Here is a 20,651-nt window from a genome sequence, read left to right on the forward strand (position 1 = left end):
GTTGCTACGAGGCGCGAGGGCGCGGTACCGGACGGAGGGATGGCGATGGCGCAGAGGATGACCCGTCGTGGGCCGCTGACCAGGGACGAGATTGTGCGGCAGGCGCTGGTGGTGGCTGAGACGGAGGGGATGGAGAAGCTCTCGCTGCACAAGATCGCCGCGGCGGTCGGGGTGCGGACCATGTCGCTCTACAACCATGTCGGGGACAAGGCCGATGTGCTCGACGCCATGGCGGATGTGATCCTCAAGGGCATCGTCATCCCCGACGCGGACGAGATGCCGTGGGAGGACGCGCTGCGCGCGCTGGCGCGGGCGTTCCGTGTCGCGGCCCTGCAATATCCGCACTCCGCGCCGCTGGTGCTGACCCGGCGTCTCAACGCCCCCGCCGCCATGCCTGTCGTCGAGGCCGCGCTGCGGATTCTGGGCCGTGCCGGGCTGGACGGTGCCTCCGCCGTCCATGTTCTGCGCGCTGTCATCGCCTTCCTGATCGGCACGCTCTCCCGGGAGGTGGGATTCGCGCCGACGTACGCCGGCGCGATCCCGGGAGTCGTCGCCATGCGCGAGCGGGACCTCATCGAGAGCGGACTGCCCGCCGTGGCCGCGGCCTCCGCCGAACTGGCCGTCTGCGACCACGAGATCGAGATGGAGTTCGGGCTGGAGCTGCTCCTCGACGCCGTCCGCCGCCGGGTCGAAGCCCTCTCGTAGCGGTCCCGCCGGCTCATGGGCCGGGACGGCCGGCGCTCCGCGCGGGCTCCGGGGGCCAGGCGCCGGGCGCCAGGATCCCCGTCACGTACGCGCGGGCCACCAGAGCGGCCCTGCCGGACACGCCCCAGCGGCGGGACAGCCGCTTGAGGTGGTAGTTGACCCCGTCCGCGGTGAGGCCCACGGCCGAGGCGATCTGCGCCGTCGTCGCGCCGCCCGCGGTCAGCGCGAGGATACGGACCGCCGTGGCGTCCACCGCGCCCGCGCAGACGGCGGACGCCACCGGCTCCGCCTCCGGTTCGGCGACACGCACGATCACCAGCAGATTCGGCTCGTCGAAGGAAGTGTCGTCGACCAGATCGACACTGACCTCACCGCGCCGCTCCACACCGTTCACCGCGGTCCAGCGGACGGCGACCGGATAGCGCGACCGGCGGTGCAGCCGGATGGCCTCCGCGATCGAACGCAGCTGCCCCCAGCTCTCCGGATGGAACAGCTCCAGCGCGCTGCGCCCCCGGAACGCCCCCGCGAGCTGCCCCCATTCGGCGGCCAGCGCCGGGTTCGCCCGCAGGATGGTGCCATCGGCCCCGCAGAAGGCCGCGGGCAGCGGGATACGGTCGAACAGCCCGGTGGTGCGGTTGCGCCAGAAGACCGCCGCCGCGCTGTCCGGCACCACATGGCGCGCGCCCGCGAAGCCCTCCCCGCCGCTCATACGCTCCTCCTCCGGCATCCTGTCTCCTCCTCCTTTGGCGGACTGCTGTGTCGCACATGGTCCGGTACGGCGCCACTCCGGACGCCCGGCCGGCGGACGGCAAGTACCACCGGCCGGTGTCGCCTACCAGTTCCGGTAGGCACCCGGTGGTGACAACGGCCCGAACGGCGCGACGCTGGAAACGGGCCGCCCGCCGGGCGTCCCGCGCACCCGGCCTTCGAACGCAGAGGGAAGCCCCCATGACTGAGGTCATCCTCCCGCCGCACACCGAGACCCGCCACGGACTGCCCGTCGTCGATCCCTCCGCCGCTCCCGCCCCCGCCGGCCCGCTCGTGCTGGCCACCATGGAGCGGGCCAGAACGTACGGACCGGACTTCTACCAGCGGTTCGGCGGCCACGAGCTGCTCTTCGCCGGCGGGCTCGGCCTGGTCACCGAACTGGCCGACGAACAGCGGTTCGCGAAGTTCGTGGGGCCGGCGCTGGTGAACGTACGCGAGTTCGCCGGTGACGGCCTGTTCACCGCCTTCAACGACGAGCCGAACTGGGCCAAGGCCCACGATCTGCTCATGCCGGCCTTCGCCCTCGGCTCCATGCGCCGCTACCACCCCGTCATGCTGCGCGTCGCCCGCCGGCTGCTCACCGCCTGGGACGGGCACGCCGCCGCCGGTACACCGGTGGACGTCGCCGACGACATGACCCGGATGACGCTGGACACCATCGGACTGGCCGGGTTCGGCTTCGACTTCGGCTCCTTCGACAGCGACCGGCCGCATCCCTTCGTCGGCGCCATGGTGCGCTGTCTGACCTGGGCCATGACCCGGACCGGCCGCCCGCCCGCCACCGCCGCGGGCGCGGCCGACGAGGCCGCCGCGGCGGACACGGCGTTCCGCACCGACGCGGCCTATCTGGCGTCCGTGGTGGACGAGGTCATCGCCGCGCGCACCGCCGCGCCCCGGCCCGGAGCCAAGGACCGGCCCGGCGCCGACGACCGGTCCGACGCCGACGACCTGCTGGGGCTGATGCTGACCGCCCGGCACCCCTCCGACGGCACGACACTGGACGTCGAGAACATCCGCAACCAGGTCATCACCTTCCTGATCGCCGGACACGAGACGACCTCCGGCACCCTCGCCTTCGCGCTGTACTTCCTCTCCCAGCACCCGGAGGTACTGCGCGCGGTACGCCGGGAGGTGGACGGGCTGTGGGGCGACGCCGCCGACCCGGAGCCGACGTACGAGGACATCGGCCGGCTCCGCTACACCCGCCAGGTCCTCAACGAGACCCTTCGGCTGTGGCCCGCGGCCCCCGGATTCGCCCGGCAGGCACTCGTGGACACGGTGATCGGTGACGGTGTCCACCTGCACGCGGGGGAGCCCGCCTTCGTGTCGATCCCGATGCTGCACCGCGACCCGGTGTGGGGCGACAACCCGGAGCTCTTCGACCCCTCCCGCTTCGACCCGGAGGTGGAGGCCGCCCGCTCCCCGCACGCCTTCAAACCGTTCGGCACCGGTGAACGCGCCTGTATCGGCAGGCAGTTCGCCCTGCACGAGGCGACGATGCTGCTGGGCATGCTGGTCCACCGCTACCGGCTGATCGACCAGGACCGCTACACACTCACCATCAAGCAGACGCTGACCATCAAACCCGACGGCTTCACCCTGGGCCTCGTCCCCCGCACCCCCGCCGAGCGCGCCGTCCCCGCCGCGGCGCAGCCGTCCGCCCCCGCCTCCGCCGCCGACACCTCGCTGCCCACACGGGTCCGGGAGGGCACCCGGCTGCTCCTGCTGCACGGCTCCAACTACGGTGCCTGCCGCGACTTCGCGGGCCAACTGGCCGGCGCGGCGGGCGAACTGGGCTGTGCCACCGAGGTCGCCCCGCTCGACGCGTACGCCGGCGCGCTGCCGCTCGACCGCCCGCTGATCATCACGGCCGCCTCCTACAACGGGCAGCCCACCGACGACGCGACCGCGTTCGTACGGTGGCTGGAGACCGCGGAACCCGGCGCGGCGGACGGTGTCACCTACGCCGTGCTGGGCATCGGGGACCGCAACTGGGCGGCGACGTACCAGCGCGTTCCCACCCTCATCGACCGGCGGCTCGCCGAACTCGGCGGCACCCGGCTGCTGGCCCGCGCCGAGGGCGATGCCTCGGGCGATCTGGCCGGTGCCACCCGGGAGTTCACCCGCCGGATGCGCACCGCGCTGCTCGCGCGCGCGGGCGACCCGGCCTCCGCCGGAGCCGCCGTCGCGGCGGGCCCCGGGTATCTCGTGCACGAGGTGGCAGGCGCGCCGGGGGCCGCGCTGGCCGCCCGCCACGGGATGACCGCGATGACCGTCACCGCCGCCGGGAGCCTGAGCGCGCCCGCGTATCCGCGCGCCAAGCGGTTCGTACGGGTGGCGCTCCCGCCGGGCGGGACCTACCGGACCGGCGACCATCTGGCCGTACTGCCCGTCAACGACCCGGCCCTGGCCGAGCGGGCCGCCAAGCTGCTGGGCGCCAACCTCGACACCGTCCTCAGCATCACGCCCGTACCGCCGCGCTCCGGCGCTCTCGCCGTCGACCGGCCCCTGACCGTACGGGAGTTGCTGACCCGCCACGTCGAACTCCAGGACCGGCCGACCGCCGAGCAGCTGCGCACCCTGGCGGCCGTCAACCCGTGCCCGCCCGAGCGGCGGGCGCTGGCGGCGCTGGCGGCGGACGCACAGGCCCTGGCCGCCGATCCGCGCACACTGCTCGATGTGATCGAGGACCATCCGGCCCTGCGGGAGGCCCTGACCTGGCCGGTCGTCCTCGATCTGCTGCCGCCGCTGCGGCCCCGGACCTACTCGGTCTCCTCCTCGCCGGCCGTCGACCCGGAGCGGATCGATCTGATGGTCTCGCTGCTGGAGGCGCCGGGCCGCGCGGGCCGCGGAACGTACCGGGGGACCGGCTCCGGGCATCTGCACACCGTGGTCCCCGGCGATACCGTACTGGCCCGTCTCCAGCCCTGCCGCGAGGCGTTCCGGATCGGCCACGACGACCGGGACCCGGTCATCATGGTCGCCGCGGGCACCGGGCTCGCGCCGTTCCGCGGAGCGATCGCCGACCGCCGTACGCGCGCCGCTGCCGGCGACCGGCTCGCCCCGGCGCTCTGCTACTTCGGCTGCGACGCGCCCGACGCCGACTATCTGTACGCCGAGGAGCTGCGGGCGGCCGAGGAGGCGGGGGCGGTCTCCCTGCGGCCGGTCTTCAGCGCGGCCCCGGTGGCGGGGGCGCGGTTCGTACAGCACCGGATCGCGGCCGAGGCCGACGAGGTGTGGGCGCTGCTCGAAGCGGGGGCCAGGGTTTACGTCTGCGGCGACGGCCGGCACATGGCCCCCGGCGTCCGGCAGGCGTTCCGCGACCTGTACGCGCGGCGGACGCCGGGGCCCGGCGGACCGGCGGGCGAGCAGGCCGGCGAGGAGTGGCTGCGGCGGCTGATGGACCGGGGCCGGTACGTCGAGGACGTGTACGCCGGCTGAGCCGCCCGCGGCGGTGTCCGCACCGCCGCGGGCGCCGGGGGAGGTGCAGGGGGTCACGCGGGCCGCGGGGTCAGGCGCGTGTGACCCTTGCGGTCGTAGTACGCCGTCATCGCGAAGCCGAAGAGCAGGGCGAGCGCGGCGCCGACCGCGATCATGGTCCAGGCCCGGGTGAGCCCGGCGTCGCCGCGCGCGTCGAAGTAGAGCAGCGCGCGGACCCCGTCGCTGAGCTGCCGCATCGGCTCGAAGTGGGACAGGAAGCGGTAGAACGCGGGCACCGCCTGGAGCGGCACGGTGGCGCCGGACGACGGCAGACCCAGCACGATGAACACGAACATGGACACGAGCTGGCCGATGCCCCCGAAGGCGGCGTTGATCGCCTGCACGCCCAGGCCGACCGCGAGCGCCGCGCAGTAGGAGTAGATCCACAGCAGCGGGATGTGGGTCGCGTCCATGCCGAGAATGGCCACGCACGAGACCAGGACGAGCGTGACGCTGAGGACCGTGATGCCGGCCGTCATGGCCATCTTCAGCAGCAGGGTCTGGGTGCGGTTGACGGGGACCGTGGGCAGGCGGGTGTGCCAGGGGCCGATCTCGTTGTCGGCGTACCCCAGCGAGGTGTCGACGCCGTTGCTGATGACGTTGCCGCCGAGGAAGCCGGCGAGCACGAGCAGCAGGGTGTAGTAGAAGGCGCTCAGCCCGAGTCCGCTGTGGCCGCCGAGGGGGTGGCCGACCTGGGTGGTGACGGCGACCGGGTCGGCGAGCAGCAGTCGCTGGGTGGCGCCCGCCCCGGTGGCGGCGGCGGTGAGCTGCTTGCCGATCGTCAGGGACGCCTGATGGGCGGCGGCCGTGGTGATCTGGGTCGCCAGGGACGAACCGAGGCTGCCCTTGCCGGGGTTGGTCAGCACCGTCATCGCCGGGCGGGCGGTGGCGTCCGTGGTGGTGAGGGCGGCGACGGAGTCGGTGAAGCCGGCGGGGATGACCAGGGCGCCGTAGACCTTGCCGGAGTCCAGCGCGTCCTGGGCCTGCCGGAGGGTCAGGGTCCGCCAGGCGGCCTTGCCGTCGGAGCGGTCGGTGGCGATGGCGTGGGCGATCTGGGTGCCGAGGTTGCTCGGCTGTCCCGGCAGCGGCTCTCCCCGGTCGGCGTTGACGAGCGCGATGGGCAGGTCGTGCAGATCGCGCTGCGGGCTGACGACACCGCCCATGTAGAGGACGGAGAGCAGCAGGGCGAGCAGCCCGGTGAGGATCGTGGGCACCAGCCACAGCTTGGGGCGGCGCAGCAGCGTGGCGGCGCGGGCCCCCGGCGGGGCGTCGCGGTCCGGCCGCGGGCGGGTGTCGGGGGTCGAACCGTCGGGGTTCGTGCCGTCGGCGGTCATGGTTCTCCGGTCGTGTTCGGGGACCGGACGGGGCGGGGCCGCTCCGGAGCCGGTCGTACGGGGGCTGCCGGGCCAGGATGGGGAGAGGGACGGCGAGTCGGCCCGAGCCTCGCCGTACCTCGCCCGGTTGGAGCAGCGAGCCGGCCACTCGCTCAGGGGTGCGGAGGATCCGTTACGGGGGCGCCCTGCGCGGTCGCCCCAAGGGGTCGCTCTGCGCGGTCGCGCTACGGAGCCGCCCTACGGGGTCGCGCTCTCCGCCGTGCCCGCCCGTGCCTTCTCGAAGAGGGCCGGGTCATGGGCGCTGACGAGCAGGAGCCCGGCCTCGTCGCGGCGGTACAGCTCGGCGAGGCGGGTGTGGTGGGCGCGGACCCGCTTGCCGTCGTACGCGATGACGGCCTCCATGGCTCGCAGGGAGAAGGGGACGGGGGTACGGCCGTCGAGGGTGCCGTGGTGGTAGAAGGCGTCCCCGGCGTGCAGGATCCAGTGCGTACCGGCGTCGACCGCGACGGCGGCGTGGCCGCGGGTGTGGCCGGGGAGGGCGAGCAGGACGATACCGGGCGCGATCATGTCCAGCTCCCGGGCGGCGGCGAACCCGCGCCAGCTCTCCCCGTCGGGACGGTGCTCGACCAGCCGCGGGCCGTGCGCCCACTGGGCGCTCTGATAACGGATCCGCTCCCGCCAGGAGGGCGCGTGGACGGCGCCGAGCGCCTCGTCCGCGGTCAGATGGACCTGGGCGTGCGGGAAGTCTGCGAGACCGCCGATGTGGTCGGCGTCGAAGTGGGTCAGCACGATGTGGCGGACGTCGTCCCGGCGGAACCCGAGCTTCTCGACCTGCCGGGCGGCGGTCTCCTCGGGATCGAGGACGGGCCGGACGAAGTGGCGGGCCGGCCCGATGCGCCGCCGGGGGTCGGCGATGTCACCGAGGCCGTAGCCGGAGTCCACGAGGACCAGCCCGTTCGCGGTCTCGATCAGCAGCACATGGCAGACGAGCCGGGCGCCGGGCGGACGCATGCTGCCGCAGTTGAGGTGGTGGACCTTCATGTCGGTGTCCTTGGAGGGGGAGGGGAGGCGGGCGCGGATCGCGGGCCCGCCGGTGGAACACCCCAGCACACTTACGGCGTATGTCCACCCTTCCCCACCCTGACTTATGGCATAAGTGATGTCAAGCGCGGTGATCGCCCGGGGCGGACGGTTGAGGGCCCAGGCCCCCGACTTATGGCGTAAGGGTGAGGGCGTACCATGATGAGCACGGCTTATGCCATAAGTTTCATTCGGAAGGAGAGCGGACATGAAGATCGTCGTACTGGGGGCCACCGGCAATATCGGGTCGCACGTCGTGAAGGAGGCGCTGTCCCGGGGGCACGAGGTCGTGGCCTACGTCCGTGACCCGGGCGCCATGGCGCCGCGCGCCGGGCTGACCGTGGTCCCCGGCTCCCTCGACGACCGGCCCGCGATGGCGAAGGCGTTCGCCGGCGCCGACGCCGTGATCTCGGCCATCGGCGTCGCCCTGCGCGCGAAGAAGCCCGTCGACCTGATGCGGCGCACCCTGCCGCTCATCACCGCCGCGGCCGAGGACGCCGGTGTCGAGCGGTTCGTCCTGGTCTCCGCGTTCGGTGTCGGGGACACGGCGGCGAAGGCGTCGCCGTTGGGGCGGCTGGTCTACCGTACGGTCGTCGCCGCGATCTTCAAGGACAAGGAGCTGTCGGAGGAGAGCCTGCCCGCGACCGGCCTGAACTGGACGGTCGTCCACCCGGTCAACCTCAAGGAGTCCGCCGACGCCCCCGCCGCCGCGGTCCGGCGGCTCGACCGGGTGACCAGGGTCCCCGGCCTGCCGACGCTCCCCTTCGCGAGCGTCGCCCGGGCCCTCGTGGAGATCGCCGCCGACCGAGACCTGTCCGGGCAGCGGCTGCTGATCACGACCGAGAAGGGCTGGAAGTAGCCGGCCGCGCCGGCCGGACAGGGGTTGGTGCGGAACCGTCCCGATCAGCACACGGCGGACGGCGCCGGTGCCATGGGCAGCGGTAGCGCCGCGGCGTGCAGATAGTGGAGCTGGTGCAGGCCGTATCCCTGCGCGCCGGCCTCCGCGAGCCTGTTCTCGGTCAGTGCCTCCAGCACCTCCTCGGCCTCCGGCAGCGGCATCCGGAGCAGGTCCGGCGGTGGCAGCCGGCGGCCCACCACGCTGTCGCGCGGCAGGGTGCCCAGATGACGGTACGCGCGCAGCTCGGGTTCGGTGAGCCCCGCCGTGGCCCGGTCGAAGACGCGGCGTACGGAGAGGTCGCCGACGGTCAGTTCGGCCAGCGCCAGCGCCGGGTCCATGAGCCGCTCCACCAGGCGGGACACCGGCCAGTGCGGCCGGCCCGCGATGCGGGCCCCCACCAGCCTTACACCCAGCGGCAGATGCCCCACCAGCCGGGCCGCCTCGGCGCACGCGGCGGGTTCGGCCGCGACCCGCTCGTATCCCGCGGTGCGCGTCAGCAGTTCCCGGGACTCCTCCGGCGTGAAGCAGCCCACTTCGGTGAGGTGGGCGGAGTCCAGCGCGCCCAGCCTGGACCGGCTCGTCACCAGCGTCGCGCACTGGTCCCCGCCCGGTAGCAGCGGCCGGACCTGCGCCTCGTCGACCGCGTCGTCCAGCACCACCAGTAACTGCCGGTCGGCGCAGACCGTACGGAAGAACGCGGCCCGCTCGCCCAGCCGTTGCGCCGCCGGGGCGGCGCGGTCGGCCGGGCCCGGGCCTACTTCGGCCGGCGCGCCCAGGGCCCGGCACAGCTCGTCCAGGACATCCGCACAGGAGCGGGGTGCGCCGTCGGCCGTGCGCAGGGTGACCCAGAGCTGGCCGTCGGGGAAGTAGGGGCGGAGCAGATGGGCGATCCGGGTGGCCAGCACGGTCTTGCCGCTGCCGACCGGCCCGGTCAGCACGGCCAGCGTGGAGCGCGGTCCTCCGGACCATGGCCCGGTCAGGCTCTCGAAGACGCCGTGCCCGGCGCCGGGCCGTCTGCCGTCCGGTCCGGCGGCCGGGGCCAGCGCCCCCACTGTGTCGTCCGTCTCCCGCAGACGCCCGACCAGATCGGGCAGGTCGCGCGGGAGCTGGCAGGACTCCGGCCGGACGGCCACCGGGCCGGTGGCCCGCCCACCGCGCCACAGGGTGTCGCCCGCCACCGTCCCGCCGTCCAGCAGGGTGCGCTGGACCCGTTCCAGCAGTGCGGACGGGGCGATGCCCAGCTCGCGGGCGAGCAGCCGGCGGATGTCGTCGTACGCGGACAGTGCCTCGGCCCTGCGCCCGGCCCGATGCAGAGCGAGCATCTGGAGTGCGCGCATCCGCTCCCGCAACGGGTGTTCCCGTACGAGGGGTTCGAGGGACTCCAGCAGCGCGCCCGGCGGGTCCTCGGCCGACAGGCCCGCCTCCGCCCGGTCCTCCAGCACGGTGAGGCGCAGCTCCTCCATTCGCTCGGCCGCGCCCCGCAACACCGGCGCCTCCTGGAGATCGGCGTACGGGTGGTCGCGCCAGAGCGCGAGGGCCGCGTCGAAGTGGCGCGAGGCGACCCGGGGGCGGGACTCGGCGAGCGCCTGTCTGCCGTGCCGCGCGTGCCGGTCGAAGCGGTCGAGGTCCAGTTCGCCGGGGTGGACGGCGAGCCGGTAGCCGGGCGCCCGGAAGGCGAGCCGGCCCGAGGCATCGGCCGTGTGCAGTACGCGGCGCAGATGCCACACGTACACCTGGAGGTTTTTGCTCGCGGTGCGTGGAGGGGCGTCCCTCCAAATGGCCTCGATCAACGTGTCGGCGGACACGAAGGTGTTGGCCCGGTGCAACAGCAGGCCCAATAACACTCGTTGTTTGAGTGAGCCGAGAGATACGGCGCCCGTCTGCGCGCGCATCTCCAGGACTCCCAGGACACCGAACTCCATGGTCCCCCCAAGACGATTCCGGGCGGCTGTCGTGCCGGCCGGGCCCCCGTACCGAGATGGCGTTCGCCGGCCCGGCGGCGCACCCGTGGCCGGGGGCGTTTCGCGAAGCCGGTGCCCACCGCGCGTGGTGATGCCTTCCCCAAAGCCACCCGCGCGATACAGCGTCACATATCGAACGTCAGTGGTCACTTTCTGTCAAGAGGGCGAATAAGGCGACCAGAACAGGGTGATGGCGCCGGAGCGGCCCACCCACACCCCCTTCCCGCACCCTCTCGTGCCGGGGCCGCTCCCTGGTCCCCACCGGGCCGTCAAAGGGTTCTCATACCGGCGCCATACCGGCATCAAGGCGCGAGCCCGCACTCTCGTTAACCACCGGTCCGGACCAGGGCCTACAGCGACGACCGTCCGACGAGGGAAGGATTCGCCTGTGCATCTGATGGACCTCTTTCGGGCCCGCTCGACTCCCGGCGGGGGCGTCATGCTCGCGCTCACCCGACGCTGCCCGCTCTCCTGCCGCCACTGCTCCACCAACTCCATGCTCAGCAGTGAGCAGCACGCGGAGTCGGTCTTCGAGGGTTTCGTGGAGACGTTCACCCCACAGGAGCGGCCCGATTTCGTCGTGATGTCGGGTGGGGAGGTGCTGCTGCGGCCCGCGCTGGTCGAACGGATCGCACTGCGGGCCCGGGAGTCGGGGGCCCGCAGTCACATCCTGTCGGGCATGTTCTTCGCCCGGCAGCCCGGCATTCCCGACCGGCTCCGGCGCGCCATCGACGCCGTCGACCACTTCTCGGCCAGCCTCGACGTCTTCCACGAGGAAGAGGTGCCCCGGGCCGCCGTGCTGCGGGTGCTGAAGCAACTCGCCGACGAGGGCAAGGACGTGAGTCTCCAGGTCGTCGGCATGGACGAGGACGACCCGTATCTGGCCGAGGTCACCGACGACATCCGCACTACCCTGGAGGACCGGGTTCCGGTCTGGGTCTCTCTGGTCGGCAATGTCGGCCGAGCGAGCGAGTGGCTGCCCGAACCAGGCGGCACCGCGACCCCGCCGGCCGCCACCGGTCCGGTACCGGCCGACGGCGGCCCGCCCTATTCTGCCCCGCCGCATCCCGCCCCGCCGTCGCCGTGCGAAATGGCCGCTTGGCCGCTGGTCTCCTTCGACGGCACCGTCGTCGCCTGCTGCAACCAGAACGTCGTGGACGGCCTCGGCGGCCGGCTCCCCGCCCATCTGCGGCTCGGCGACGCCAGGACCGACAGCTGGCAGACCGTTATCGAACGCCAGCGCGCCCGCCATCTCCTTCGCGGGGTAAGGGCCTTCGGCCCGGCCTACCTCGCCGAGCGGACAGGCTCCGCACCCGGCTCCTGCTCCGGCTACTGCAAGACCTGCTTCATGCTCTCCGACGACCCGGCCACCGAGGCGTCCGCCGCTGTCTTCATGGACCGGCCCGGCACCCGTGCGATGGAGACCCGTATCGCCGAACTCGTCGGCGACGCCGGCCCCGACTGGCTCGCGCGCCGCTTCGGCACCCACCGCTACGCCGATCTGATGCTGCTCGGCTACCGGGGTCCTGAACCGGTCGCCGTCCATACCGGAGGAAACGGCTCATGCGCCGTCTGAGCTTCGCCGATCTCCAGAAGGGCTACGAGCGACGCGGCACCCTTGCCCTGCTGTTCCTCACCGACCGGTGCCCCGTGGGCTGCGGCCACTGCTCGGTGGACTCCCGGCCCGACAGCCCCCGTATCACCGACTTCGCCCTGTTCGAAGAGGTGGTGGAAGGCATCTGCGCGCTGCCCGGCGTCCGCGTCATCGGCATCTCGGGCGGCGAACCCTTCGTCGAGCGGCGCGGACTGTCCCTGGCCTCCCGCCGCATCCACGAGTCGGGCAAGGAGCTGATCCTCTACACCAGTGGCTTCTGGGGGCCGCCCGACCCGGGGGACGACGGTGCCCGACGGGCACCCGCCTGGGCCCGTGCCGTGCTGCGCCGGGCCACCGGAGTCTTCCTCAGCACCGACGCCTACCACGAGGAGTCGGTGCACGAGTACCGCTTCACCGGTGCGGCCCGCGCGGTCGCGGCCGAGGACGTATGGCTGGTGGTGCAAGTGGTGAACGAGCCGGCGATGGTCGCCCGCGCCGAGGAACTCCTCACCCGTGCCTTCGGCCTCGACTGGCCCTCTCACGCGGAGGTGGCGACGGTGCCCCCGCTGCCGTACGGCCGGGCCGGAAGTCTCGACTCGCCGCTCTTCCGGCGCGAACGCCCGCGCCGTCCCGGCGAGTCGTTCGGCAGGTGCCGGACCGCGAACGTTCCGACGATCCGGTACGACGGCACCGCCACGGCGTGCTGCAACGAAATGGTGATCACCGGTGCGGGCCCGCGGCGGCTGCGCCACCGCTGCACCGACCGTCACGAGGTCACCGCCGCGCTGACCGGCTTCACTCACGACTCGCTCTACCGTGCGGTCGGCACCGTGGGGCCCGGCATGATCACCGTCCATCCCCGCTACCAGGACCTGGCGGGAAGAGAGTTCACCGGCATCTGCGAACTCTGCTGGGTGATGGCCGAGCGAACCCCCGCGGAATCGAAGGACAACCTGATCGACGCGATCCGCGTACTGGGAGAGGAACAGGTGGGATGACGACAACCGGACACGGACGGCCCGTGGCACCGCGGCCGGCAACAGGAGCGGCCGGTAGGGCGGTTCCCCTGCGGAACGGTGGTGATGAGACCCGCAGGACAGGCCGCGCGGGGCTGCTGCGGGCCAAGATCGAGCTGGCCATGCCCGAGTTCCGGGCCGTCAGCGGATGGCTCTGGAACGGCCCGTCGGTCGCCGAGCTGTACCCGGACTACCTGTGCGTCCTGCACTCGATGGTCCGTTCCACCGTCCCGCTCATGGAGGCCGCGCTGGCCCGCTCCCGTGACCTGGCCGCCGAAGGCGACCCGGTGGCCGACATGCTCGTGCCGTACTGGACCCAGCACATCCGCGAGGAGACCGGGCACGACGAGTGGCTGCGCCAGGACCTGGCGGCCATCGGCCGGGACCCCGACGAACCCCTGCGCCGACTGCCGACAGCGACACCCGCGACGCTCGTCGGCGCTCAGTACTACTGGCTCTTCCACTACCACCCCGTCTGCCTTCTGGGCCATATCGCCGTCATCGAGGGAAACCCGCCGTCCCGGGAGGTCGCCGACCTGCTGAGCGAACGGTCCGGGCTGCCCCTCGCCGGATTCCGTACGCTCGCCCGCCACGCCACACTCGACATCAAGCACGGGAACGATTTGTTCCGGCTGGTCGACACCCTCCCGCTGACCCCCGTCCAGGAGACCGCGATCGGACTCTCCGCACTGCACACCATGGACTCCGTGGTCCAGCTGTTCCGCGAGCTGGCCGACGGCTTCGGCCCCGGTGCGCGCAGCACGGTCCCGCCGGCCCCGGTCCCGGCCGCCTGACCTTCCCGAGGAAGGACGAGACATGGCCCGCCTGGAGTTCGCCGCGCCGCTGCGACACCGTCCCTTCCGGCTGCTCTTCGCGGGCAGCGCGGTCTCCGGCATCGGGGACTGGATGGACTATCTGGCCCTGGTCGTCCTGATCGCTTACACCTGGCAGCAGGGTCCGGGCGGCCTCGCCGCCCTCTCGGTGGCCATGGCCGCTCCCTGGGTGCTCGCCGGACCGGCCGCGGGTGTGTTCGCCGACCGGATCGCCGACAAGCGCCGTGCCATGATCCTCTGCGATCTGCTGCGCTGTGCGCTGGTCGCCGGCTACTTCCTGGCCCCCGGACTCTCCGCCCTGCTGGTCCTGGTCTTCCTCAAGGGGGTCTGTTCCACGCTCTTCAACCCGGTCTACCAGAGTGTGGTGGTCCGGGTGGTACCCAAGGAGGACCTGCTCCAGGCCACCGCGCTGGGCATGTTCACCTCCCAGGCCACCAAGGTCGCGGGACCGGCCGTGGGCGGGCTGCTGGTCAGCGGCATCGGGGTACGTGGGGTCTTCGTCGCCGACGCGGTGTCGTTCCTCCTCTCCGCCGTCTTCCTGGCCGGGCTCCGCCTCCCGCCCCTTCCCCGAACCACCGGACAGGACGCGGCGGGCACGGAGGACGAGGGCAGCCCGGTACTCCGGGGCCGCGTGGGGAGCCGCTTCATGACGGAGTTCACCGAAGGCGTGCGCTTCGTCGTACGGACCCCCGCGCTGCTGGTCGTCATGGTCAGCATGGCTGCCTCTCTGTTCCTGGTACTCACCTTCGATGTGCTTGCGCCGCTGGCCCTGCACCGGCTCGGCATCGACGAGTCCACGCTGGGTCTGGTGATCGCTGCTGTCGGGGCGGGCGCGGCTGTCGGTACGGTGGCCATGGCCCAATGGGGCCGACGGGCTGATCCGTTCACTCTCATGGGCGGTGGCCAACTGGCCACCGGAGGGTTGGTCTGTGGGGTCGGCGCCGCCGTGGCCGCCGGACTCGCGGGCTCGCCCGCCGTCTGGCTGCCCGTCGCCTTCGGGATCGGCCTCTCCTCCTCGGCGATCATGGTGGTCTATCCGTATGTGCTGCGCCGGGAGACTCCCCAGCATCTGATGGGACGGGTCAGCGCCACGACCGGCGCGGTGCCTACCGTTCTCCAACTCGCCGCACCGCCCGTGGCCGCCGGGCTCGCCGCCTGGCAGGGGCTGACTTTCGTTCTCGTCTGCTGCGGTGGCGGACTCGCCATGCTCGGACTGGCGCTGTGCGGATGGAGCATCGGCCGTCGCCGCACGCACCGCATCGGGTCCACCACGTCGGCCCCCGCGCTCTCCGCCGACCGGACCCCCCTTACTCCGGCGCGCCTCGACGCGCCGGTGGCACAGCCTGTCCCGCTCACCCGGCCGGAACCACCGGTCGGTCCCTTCCCAGAAGGAGCAACCATGAGCGACAACCTGAGTGCCCTCGCCGCAGCCGGGATACCCACCGACCGGATTCCGGCCGCCGAAAGGGAGGTTCTGCAGGCGCTCTCCGCCGACGAACTGGCCGTTCTCACCTCCATCAAGGAGCGCGTCGACTCGGCCGTCGAGGTCCAGGCGCACGCCGACAAGGACAAGGACGACACCTGGGTCGGCGTCGGCATCTGGTAGCCGTTCCGGCCGGCGGGCCCCCTCCGGGGTCCGCCGGTCCAGCCGCTCGCACAAGGAGAGGGAAGCATGACTCCCGAAGAGAGGATCGCGGCTCTGCGCGACTCCGGGTTCCCGGTGGACACGCTCTCCGCCGATCAGCAGGCGGTCCTGCGGCAGCTCGACGACGCCGAGGTGGCCGTCCTCGTGTCGGTCAGAGCACGGCTGGAGGCCGAGGACCCCGAGGTCCGGGCGCACTCCGGCGAACCGATCATCGGCGGTGTCCTGTTCTGATCTGAGCGGACAGGCCGGTTCCGGATGGCGGATTCGTGGTCCGAACCTCGCGGGCCGGGTTTCCGGTCCGCGACCGGCTCGTGTCCTGGGCGGAGGGAGAACCCATGGCTTCGGCCTGCCCCGGTTGCCACACGCGCACCGCGCCCGGCGCGCGCTTCTGCTCGTCCTGCGGTCACGCCCTGCCCGCCGCACCTGCCCCCGTCCCCGCCGTCGGCACGGGACGCGAGCAGGTGGCCTCCCGGCGCACCGTGACCGTGCTGTTCTGCGACATGACGGGTTCGACCGCGCTCAGCGAGTGGCTCGACCCGGAGGCCCTGCGCCATGTGATGCTGCGTTACTTCACCCGGATGCGGGCCTGCGTCGAGGACCACGGCGGCACGGTTGAGAAGTTCATCGGCGACGCTGTGATGGCCGTGTTCGGCGTACCCCTCACCCACGAGGACGACCCCCTGCGCGCCGTGCGGGCTGCCCTGGACATGCGTGACTCGCTGGACGACCTCAACGCCGAACTCCGGCGCGAACTGGGCACCGCCGTGGCCGTGCGCATCGGCGTGGAGACCGGCGAGGTCGTCGCCACCGTCGTACCTGGCGCCGACCAGGCGCTGGTCTCCGGGGAGACCGTCAATGTGGCGGCGCGCCTCGAACAGCACGCGCCGCCCGGCCAGATACTCGTCGGCGCGGTCACCCGGGCCCTGGTGGGGCCGGCGGTGGAGGCCGAACCCGTCGCGGCGCTGAGCGTCAAGGGCAAGTCGCGGCCCGTCCACGCCTGGCGGGTCGTCCGCGCCGTCGAACGTCCCGCCACGATGCTGCGCGGCACCGACTCGGCGCTTGTGGACCGTACGGCCGAACTTGACGCGCTGCTCGCCCTGCACCGCCGTACCGGACGCGACCGCGCGGGCCGGCTGGTCACACTGCTGGGCGACCCCGGCGTCGGCAAGTCCCGGCTGGCGCGTGCCTACGGCCGGGAGGCGGTACGGCAGGGCGCGCTGGTCGCCGGCACCGACTGCCCGCCCTACGGCAGCCCGGGCCCGTACGCGCCGCTCGCCGCCCTGCTGGAAGGTCTGGCACCGGGGCTGCCGGACGACGGCGGGTCGTTCCGCGATCGGGTCGCCGCCCTGCTGGGTCCTGTCCGGAGTTCCCGCGCGACGCCGCAGGGGAACTCCGGACAGGATGTGGGCGGGCGAGAGGCCGCAGGTGCCGCCGCGGCCCTGCTGGACCGGCTGCGGCGCGGCGAAGCGCCCGGCACCGGGACCGAAGAAGTGCACCTGGCCCTGCTCGGGCTGCTGACGGCCCTCGGCCGGGACCGTACCGTCGTCGCCGTTCTCGACGATATCCACTACGCGGCGCCCGCCCTGCTGGACGCCGTCGCCCATCTCGCCACCGGGCTGACGGGCGCGCGGGTCCTGCTGGTCTGTCTCGCCCGGCCCGAACTGCTCGACCACGCACCGGAGTGGAGCGAGCCCGCGCCGACCGCCACCGTGCTCCCCGTCCCGCCCCTGCCCAAGGCTGACTGCCAGGACCTGGTGGTCCGGCTGCGCTCCCTCGCGGGCGGTACCGCCGACGATCTCGTACTGCATCTGGCCCAGGGCTCCTGCGGTTCCGCTGCCGTACCCGACGCCATCACCGCGCGCATTGCCGAACGTGCCGAGGGAAACCCGCTGTTCGTGGAGCAGATGGTCGCGATGGAACGCGAGGGCGGTGACCTCGAATCCGTACCGCTCTCCCTGCGCGGCCTCGTGGCCGCCCGGCTGGACCGGCTGCCGCCGGAGGAACGCGAACTGCTCGGCTGCGCCTCCGTCGTGGGCCGCGAGTTCCCGCTCGACCAGCTCCGTGTGGTGCGGGCCGGCGAGCAGGCCGCCCCGCCGGGCGAGGACGGGCGGACGGCGCCGGAAGAGTTGCTGGCCGCGCTGGTCTCGCGGCGGATCGTGGAGCCCCTCGCCGCCTCCGGCGGCACTCACCCCGGTGGGGCGCCCGAGACCCCGGAGACCCTGCCGGAGCCCGGTGGTCACCGCTTCGCCAGCCCGCTGATCCAGGAAGTCGTCTACGCAGGGCTGTCCCGGCGGCTGCGTGCCGAGCGCCACGAACGGCTGGCGGCCTGGCTGCTGGCGGACGGCGTCACCGCGTCCCCCGGAACCCCGCCGTCGCCTCCGCCGCCCCCCGACCACACCACTGCGGGCGGGCACCTGGAGCGCGCCTTCTGGCACCGGCGCGGCCTGGGCCTGCTCGACCCCGTCGCCCGCCGCACCGGAGCCGCCGCCGTCGCCCACCTCACCGCCGCGGGAGCGGCGGCCCTGGCCAGGGGCGAGGTGGGCTGGGCCATGGACCTGCTGCGGCGTGCCCGCGCCGTGGACGACGTGTGCCCGGCCGGCGGCGACCGGGACGGGGCCACCGTGCCGGGGCCGGGAGGCGGTGCGGCGGCCGCAGTCCGGCTGCGGCTGCGCACCGCCCTCGCCGAGGCACACCTCGCCACCGGCCACACCGAACGCGCACTCACCGCCTTCCACGCCGTCCACGAGGAGGCCGTACGGACCGGTGACCAGGCCACCGCCGCCCGCGTGCGGCTCCAACTCGCCTACCTGGAACCGGGTGCACCGGGCTTCGGTACAGCGCTGGACGCTGCCCGCGAGTCGCTGGCCCCCCTCACCGAGGCGGGCGACGACCTCGGGCTCGCCCGCGCCCGGCTGCGGATCGGCCAGGCCCACCAGAGCGAGGGCCGCCACGCACGCGCCGTCACCGACTTCACCGCCGCCCTCCATCACGCGGCCCGCGCCGACGCCGAACTCGAACGCGCCGGTACGGTGGGCGCGTTCGGAGTCTCGCTGTGGCTGGGGCCCGAGCCGGTACCGGCCGCCCTGCGCCGCTGCGAGGAACTGCTCGCCACCGACCTGGACGGTCGGCGCATGGCGCGGGCCGCGCTGTTGTGCCCGATGGCCGTGCTGCTCGCCACGCGGCGCCGGTTCGAGGAGGCTCGCGAACAGCTCGTCCTCGCCTCGCGCACCCTGCACGACTTCGGCCACGCGTTCGCCGCACCGGCTGTCACCGTCTTCGCCGCCACCGTGGAGTGCCTCGACGGACGCCGGGACTCCGCCGAGGCGATGCTGCGCGGCGCACGTACCGACCTCGCCAGGCTCGGCGACACCCCCCTGCTCGCCACCGCCACCCGCGACCTCGTCCGCGTCCTGCTGGAACAGGGCCGCGCGGCCGAGGCACGCGATCTGCTGGCACCGGCGGAGGGCGACCTGATGGCCGTCGCGGAACTGCACGCCCTGCACGGCCGGTTGCTGGCCCTGACGGGCGACGGAGCAGCCGCGACCGCCCATCTGCGGCGGGCGCTCGACGCGGCCCGTACGACCGAGTCCCCGCTCTGCCTCGCCGACGTCGAACTGGATCTCGCCCACGCGCTTGCCGACCTGGCGGACCCGGACGGCCCGCCGCCGCCCGCCGCGCGCGCCCATGCCACTGCCGCGCACCGCCGCTACCGGGCCAAGGGCCATCTCGTCGGAGCGGCCCGTGCGCGCCTGCTGCGGGGGTCCTCCGCCGGCCGGACCGGACCGGAGCCCGCACCGTGACCGGGACCCCCGCGCTCACCTGGACCCTCGTGGGCCGCACACCGGCCGAGATCACGCTGTCCACCAACTGGCCCCGGCGGGTCACCGCCGACCAGGCGTGGGGCGGCTCGACCGGCACGGGCGTACGGGTGTGCGTGGTGGACAGCGGAGTCGAGGACGGTCACCCCCTCGTCGGCCGGGTCGCCTCCGCCCATGTGGTGCGCCGTGACACCGAGGGGGTCCAGCGGGTCGTGCCCGACACAGAGGGCGACGCCTGCGGCCACGGCACCGCCTGCGCAGGCATCGTTCGCTCCGTCGCGCCCGACTGCGAACTTCACAGTGTCCGCGTCCTGGACTCGGGCTTCACCGGCTCCGGCGACGCGCTGATCACCGGCGTCCGCTGGGCGCTCGAACAGCGCTTCGACATCCTCAACCTGAGCCTGTCCACCACCCGGCGCGGCTTCGCCGAGCAACTGCGCGAACTGGCCGACCACGCCTACTTCCGCGGCACGATCCTCGTCGCCTCTGCCCACAACATGCCCGTCGAGAGTTTCCCCTGGCGGTTTGCGTCGGTCCTGTCGGTGGGCAGTCACCAGGACGACAACCCCGGGACCGTGCTCTACAACCCCGTCCCACCCGTCGAGTTCTTCGCCCGGGGTTCCCGCGTCCCAGTGGCCTGGCCCGGTGGCGGCACATCCGTCTGTACCGGCAACAGCTTCGCCGCGCCGCATGTCACGGGCCGCTGCGCACTCATTCTTGCGAAGCACCCCGATCTGAAGCCCTTCCAGGTCAAGGATCTGCTCATGCTCACCTCGGACAACGTGCGAGGACAACGATGAACGACAACGGCTCCCTGCTGCCCGGCCACCCGGACGGCGCCACCCCCGAGGACGACGGCCTCACCGAGGTCCACCGGCGGATGCTCACCTCCGTGGTGGAGGTCGCCCGGGCGATCTTCGAGGCCCAGGCCGGCTCGATCTTCCTGCTCGACGAGGAGCGCGACGAACTGGTTTTCGCCGCCGTCTCGGGCCGGGGCGAGGATTTCCTCGTCGGCCGACGCTTCCCCGCCTCGAAGGGCATCGCGGGGTGGGTGGTCCGCTCACGGCAGCCCATCACAGTGGACGACGTATCGCGGCAGGGGACGTTCGCCCATGACGTGGCCGAGGCGACCCAGTACGTGCCGACCGCTCTGATGGCCGCGCCGCTGTTGTGCGGGGAACGGGTGCTCGGTGTGCTGGAGGTCCTGGATCGCAATCCCGCAATGCGCACCTCCCTGGCGGGCATGGATCTGCTCGCTCTCTTCGCCGGCCAGGCGGCGCTGGCCCTGGAGCTGACGGAGCGCCACCGGGACCGGGCGCGGACCGCGGCTCCGCCGCCCCCGGGGCACCCGGCACCTCTGTCGGAACTGGCGGCGGTCCTGGACGGGCTGCCCGGCGAACGTACCGATGCCGGCCGCCGGCTCGTCGACGCCCTGCGGGACATCCTGGCCTGAGGCTCGGGCGGCGTCCGGGAGCAGGGCGCCGTCCGCTGGTAGCGCGAGGGGCGCCCGACCGGCCGA

The 20,651-nt window shown here is 73.2% G+C and carries 15 protein-coding genes; 11 read left to right on the forward strand and 4 right to left on the reverse strand.

What is annotated here, in order from left to right; genetic code table 11:
- Nucleotides 1-45 precede the first annotated feature (45 nt).
- Nucleotides 46-705: a TetR/AcrR family transcriptional regulator C-terminal domain-containing protein gene (locus DVK44_RS32915; RefSeq protein ID WP_228447469.1), complete on the forward strand. Its 660-nt coding sequence runs from the start codon at nt 46-48 to the stop codon at nt 703-705.
- Between the two features lie 13 nt (nt 706-718).
- Here DVK44_RS32915 and DVK44_RS32920 read toward each other — a convergent pair whose 3' ends face one another.
- A complete protein-coding gene (locus DVK44_RS32920; RefSeq protein WP_181957582.1) occupies nt 719-1,414 on the reverse strand; it encodes a helix-turn-helix transcriptional regulator in 696 nt (231 codons plus the stop codon).
- Nucleotides 1,415-1,653: 239 nt separating this feature from the next.
- Here DVK44_RS32920 and DVK44_RS32925 point away from each other — a divergent pair, with 239 nt between their 5' ends.
- Complete coding sequence (locus DVK44_RS32925; RefSeq protein ID WP_114664272.1) at nt 1,654-4,914, forward strand: cytochrome P450; 3,261 nt, start codon at nt 1,654-1,656, stop codon at nt 4,912-4,914.
- Between the two features lie 53 nt (nt 4,915-4,967).
- Here DVK44_RS32925 and DVK44_RS32930 read toward each other — a convergent pair whose 3' ends face one another.
- Together DVK44_RS32930 and DVK44_RS32935 are read right to left on the reverse strand one after the other, a co-directional pair.
- On the reverse strand, nt 4,968-6,287 hold the full coding sequence (locus DVK44_RS32930; RefSeq protein ID WP_114664273.1) for a YhgE/Pip domain-containing protein: 1,320 nt from the start codon (nt 6,285-6,287) through the stop codon (nt 4,968-4,970).
- 237 nt (nt 6,288-6,524) lie between these two features.
- Nucleotides 6,525-7,328, reverse strand: a complete 804-nt coding sequence (locus DVK44_RS32935) for an MBL fold metallo-hydrolase (RefSeq protein ID WP_114665596.1) — start codon at nt 7,326-7,328, stop codon at nt 6,525-6,527.
- A gap of 247 nt (nt 7,329-7,575) precedes the next feature.
- Between DVK44_RS32935 and DVK44_RS32940 the strand changes: the two genes are divergently transcribed.
- Nucleotides 7,576-8,226, forward strand: a complete 651-nt coding sequence (locus DVK44_RS32940) for an NAD(P)-dependent oxidoreductase (RefSeq protein WP_114664274.1) — start codon at nt 7,576-7,578, stop codon at nt 8,224-8,226.
- 44 nt (nt 8,227-8,270) lie between these two features.
- Here the strand turns inward: DVK44_RS32940 and DVK44_RS32945 are convergent, their stop codons facing one another.
- On the reverse strand, nt 8,271-10,187 hold the full coding sequence (locus tag DVK44_RS32945) for an AfsR/SARP family transcriptional regulator (protein WP_114664275.1): 1,917 nt from the start codon (nt 10,185-10,187) through the stop codon (nt 8,271-8,273).
- A 436-nt stretch (nt 10,188-10,623) separates the two neighbouring features.
- Between DVK44_RS32945 and DVK44_RS32950 the strand changes: the two genes are divergently transcribed.
- From DVK44_RS32950 to DVK44_RS32985, 8 genes are all read left to right on the forward strand, one after another.
- Entirely contained in the window at nt 10,624-11,802 is a 1,179-nt protein-coding gene (locus tag DVK44_RS32950; RefSeq protein ID WP_228447712.1) for a radical SAM/SPASM domain-containing protein, read from the forward strand.
- A complete protein-coding gene (locus tag DVK44_RS32955) occupies nt 11,790-12,818 on the forward strand; it encodes a radical SAM protein (protein ID WP_114664277.1) in 1,029 nt (342 codons plus the stop codon). The genes DVK44_RS32950 and DVK44_RS32955 overlap by 13 nt, the downstream gene beginning before the upstream one ends.
- Complete coding sequence (locus DVK44_RS32960; RefSeq protein ID WP_114664278.1) at nt 12,815-13,630, forward strand: iron-containing redox enzyme family protein; 816 nt, start codon at nt 12,815-12,817, stop codon at nt 13,628-13,630. The genes DVK44_RS32955 and DVK44_RS32960 overlap by 4 nt, the downstream gene beginning before the upstream one ends.
- A gap of 22 nt (nt 13,631-13,652) precedes the next feature.
- Nucleotides 13,653-15,275 carry an MFS transporter gene (locus tag DVK44_RS32965; protein ID WP_114664279.1) on the forward strand — a complete coding sequence of 541 codons (1,623 nt, stop codon included), beginning with the start codon at nt 13,653-13,655 and terminating at the stop codon, nt 15,273-15,275.
- A 66-nt stretch (nt 15,276-15,341) separates the two neighbouring features.
- On the forward strand, nt 15,342-15,545 hold the full coding sequence (locus DVK44_RS32970) for an aroma-sacti cluster domain-containing protein (RefSeq protein ID WP_114664280.1): 204 nt from the start codon (nt 15,342-15,344) through the stop codon (nt 15,543-15,545).
- A 104-nt stretch (nt 15,546-15,649) separates the two neighbouring features.
- Nucleotides 15,650-19,114 carry an adenylate/guanylate cyclase domain-containing protein gene (locus DVK44_RS32975; protein WP_114664281.1) on the forward strand — a complete coding sequence of 1,155 codons (3,465 nt, stop codon included), beginning with the start codon at nt 15,650-15,652 and terminating at the stop codon, nt 19,112-19,114.
- A complete protein-coding gene (locus DVK44_RS32980) occupies nt 19,111-19,932 on the forward strand; it encodes a S8 family peptidase (protein ID WP_114664282.1) in 822 nt (273 codons plus the stop codon). Before DVK44_RS32975 ends, DVK44_RS32980 begins: the two co-directional genes overlap by 4 nt.
- Nucleotides 19,929-20,585, forward strand: a complete 657-nt coding sequence (locus DVK44_RS32985) for a GAF domain-containing protein (RefSeq protein ID WP_114664283.1) — start codon at nt 19,929-19,931, stop codon at nt 20,583-20,585. The genes DVK44_RS32980 and DVK44_RS32985 overlap by 4 nt, the downstream gene beginning before the upstream one ends.
- Nucleotides 20,586-20,651: the final 66 nt, after the last annotated feature.

The organism is Streptomyces paludis (genome assembly GCF_003344965.1).
Lineage (GTDB): Bacteria > Actinomycetota > Actinomycetes > Streptomycetales > Streptomycetaceae > Streptomyces > Streptomyces paludis.

Coding starts and splice junctions, on each gene's coding strand:
- DVK44_RS32915 (WP_228447469.1), top strand. CDS start 46: ATGGCGCAGAGGATGACCCGTCGTGGGCCGCTGACCAGGGACGAGATT.
- DVK44_RS32920 (WP_181957582.1), bottom strand. CDS start 1,414: ATGAGCGGCGGGGAGGGCTTCGCGGGCGCGCGCCATGTGGTGCCGGAC.
- DVK44_RS32925 (WP_114664272.1), top strand. CDS start 1,654: ATGACTGAGGTCATCCTCCCGCCGCACACCGAGACCCGCCACGGACTG.
- DVK44_RS32930 (WP_114664273.1), bottom strand. CDS start 6,287: ATGACCGCCGACGGCACGAACCCCGACGGTTCGACCCCCGACACCCGC.
- DVK44_RS32935 (WP_114665596.1), bottom strand. CDS start 7,328: ATGAAGGTCCACCACCTCAACTGCGGCAGCATGCGTCCGCCCGGCGCC.
- DVK44_RS32940 (WP_114664274.1), top strand. CDS start 7,576: ATGAAGATCGTCGTACTGGGGGCCACCGGCAATATCGGGTCGCACGTC.
- DVK44_RS32945 (WP_114664275.1), bottom strand. CDS start 10,187: ATGGAGTTCGGTGTCCTGGGAGTCCTGGAGATGCGCGCGCAGACGGGC.
- DVK44_RS32950 (WP_228447712.1), top strand. CDS start 10,624: ATGGACCTCTTTCGGGCCCGCTCGACTCCCGGCGGGGGCGTCATGCTC.
- DVK44_RS32955 (WP_114664277.1), top strand. CDS start 11,790: ATGCGCCGTCTGAGCTTCGCCGATCTCCAGAAGGGCTACGAGCGACGC.
- DVK44_RS32960 (WP_114664278.1), top strand. CDS start 12,815: ATGACGACAACCGGACACGGACGGCCCGTGGCACCGCGGCCGGCAACA.
- DVK44_RS32965 (WP_114664279.1), top strand. CDS start 13,653: ATGGCCCGCCTGGAGTTCGCCGCGCCGCTGCGACACCGTCCCTTCCGG.
- DVK44_RS32970 (WP_114664280.1), top strand. CDS start 15,342: ATGACTCCCGAAGAGAGGATCGCGGCTCTGCGCGACTCCGGGTTCCCG.
- DVK44_RS32975 (WP_114664281.1), top strand. CDS start 15,650: ATGGCTTCGGCCTGCCCCGGTTGCCACACGCGCACCGCGCCCGGCGCG.
- DVK44_RS32985 (WP_114664283.1), top strand. CDS start 19,929: ATGAACGACAACGGCTCCCTGCTGCCCGGCCACCCGGACGGCGCCACC.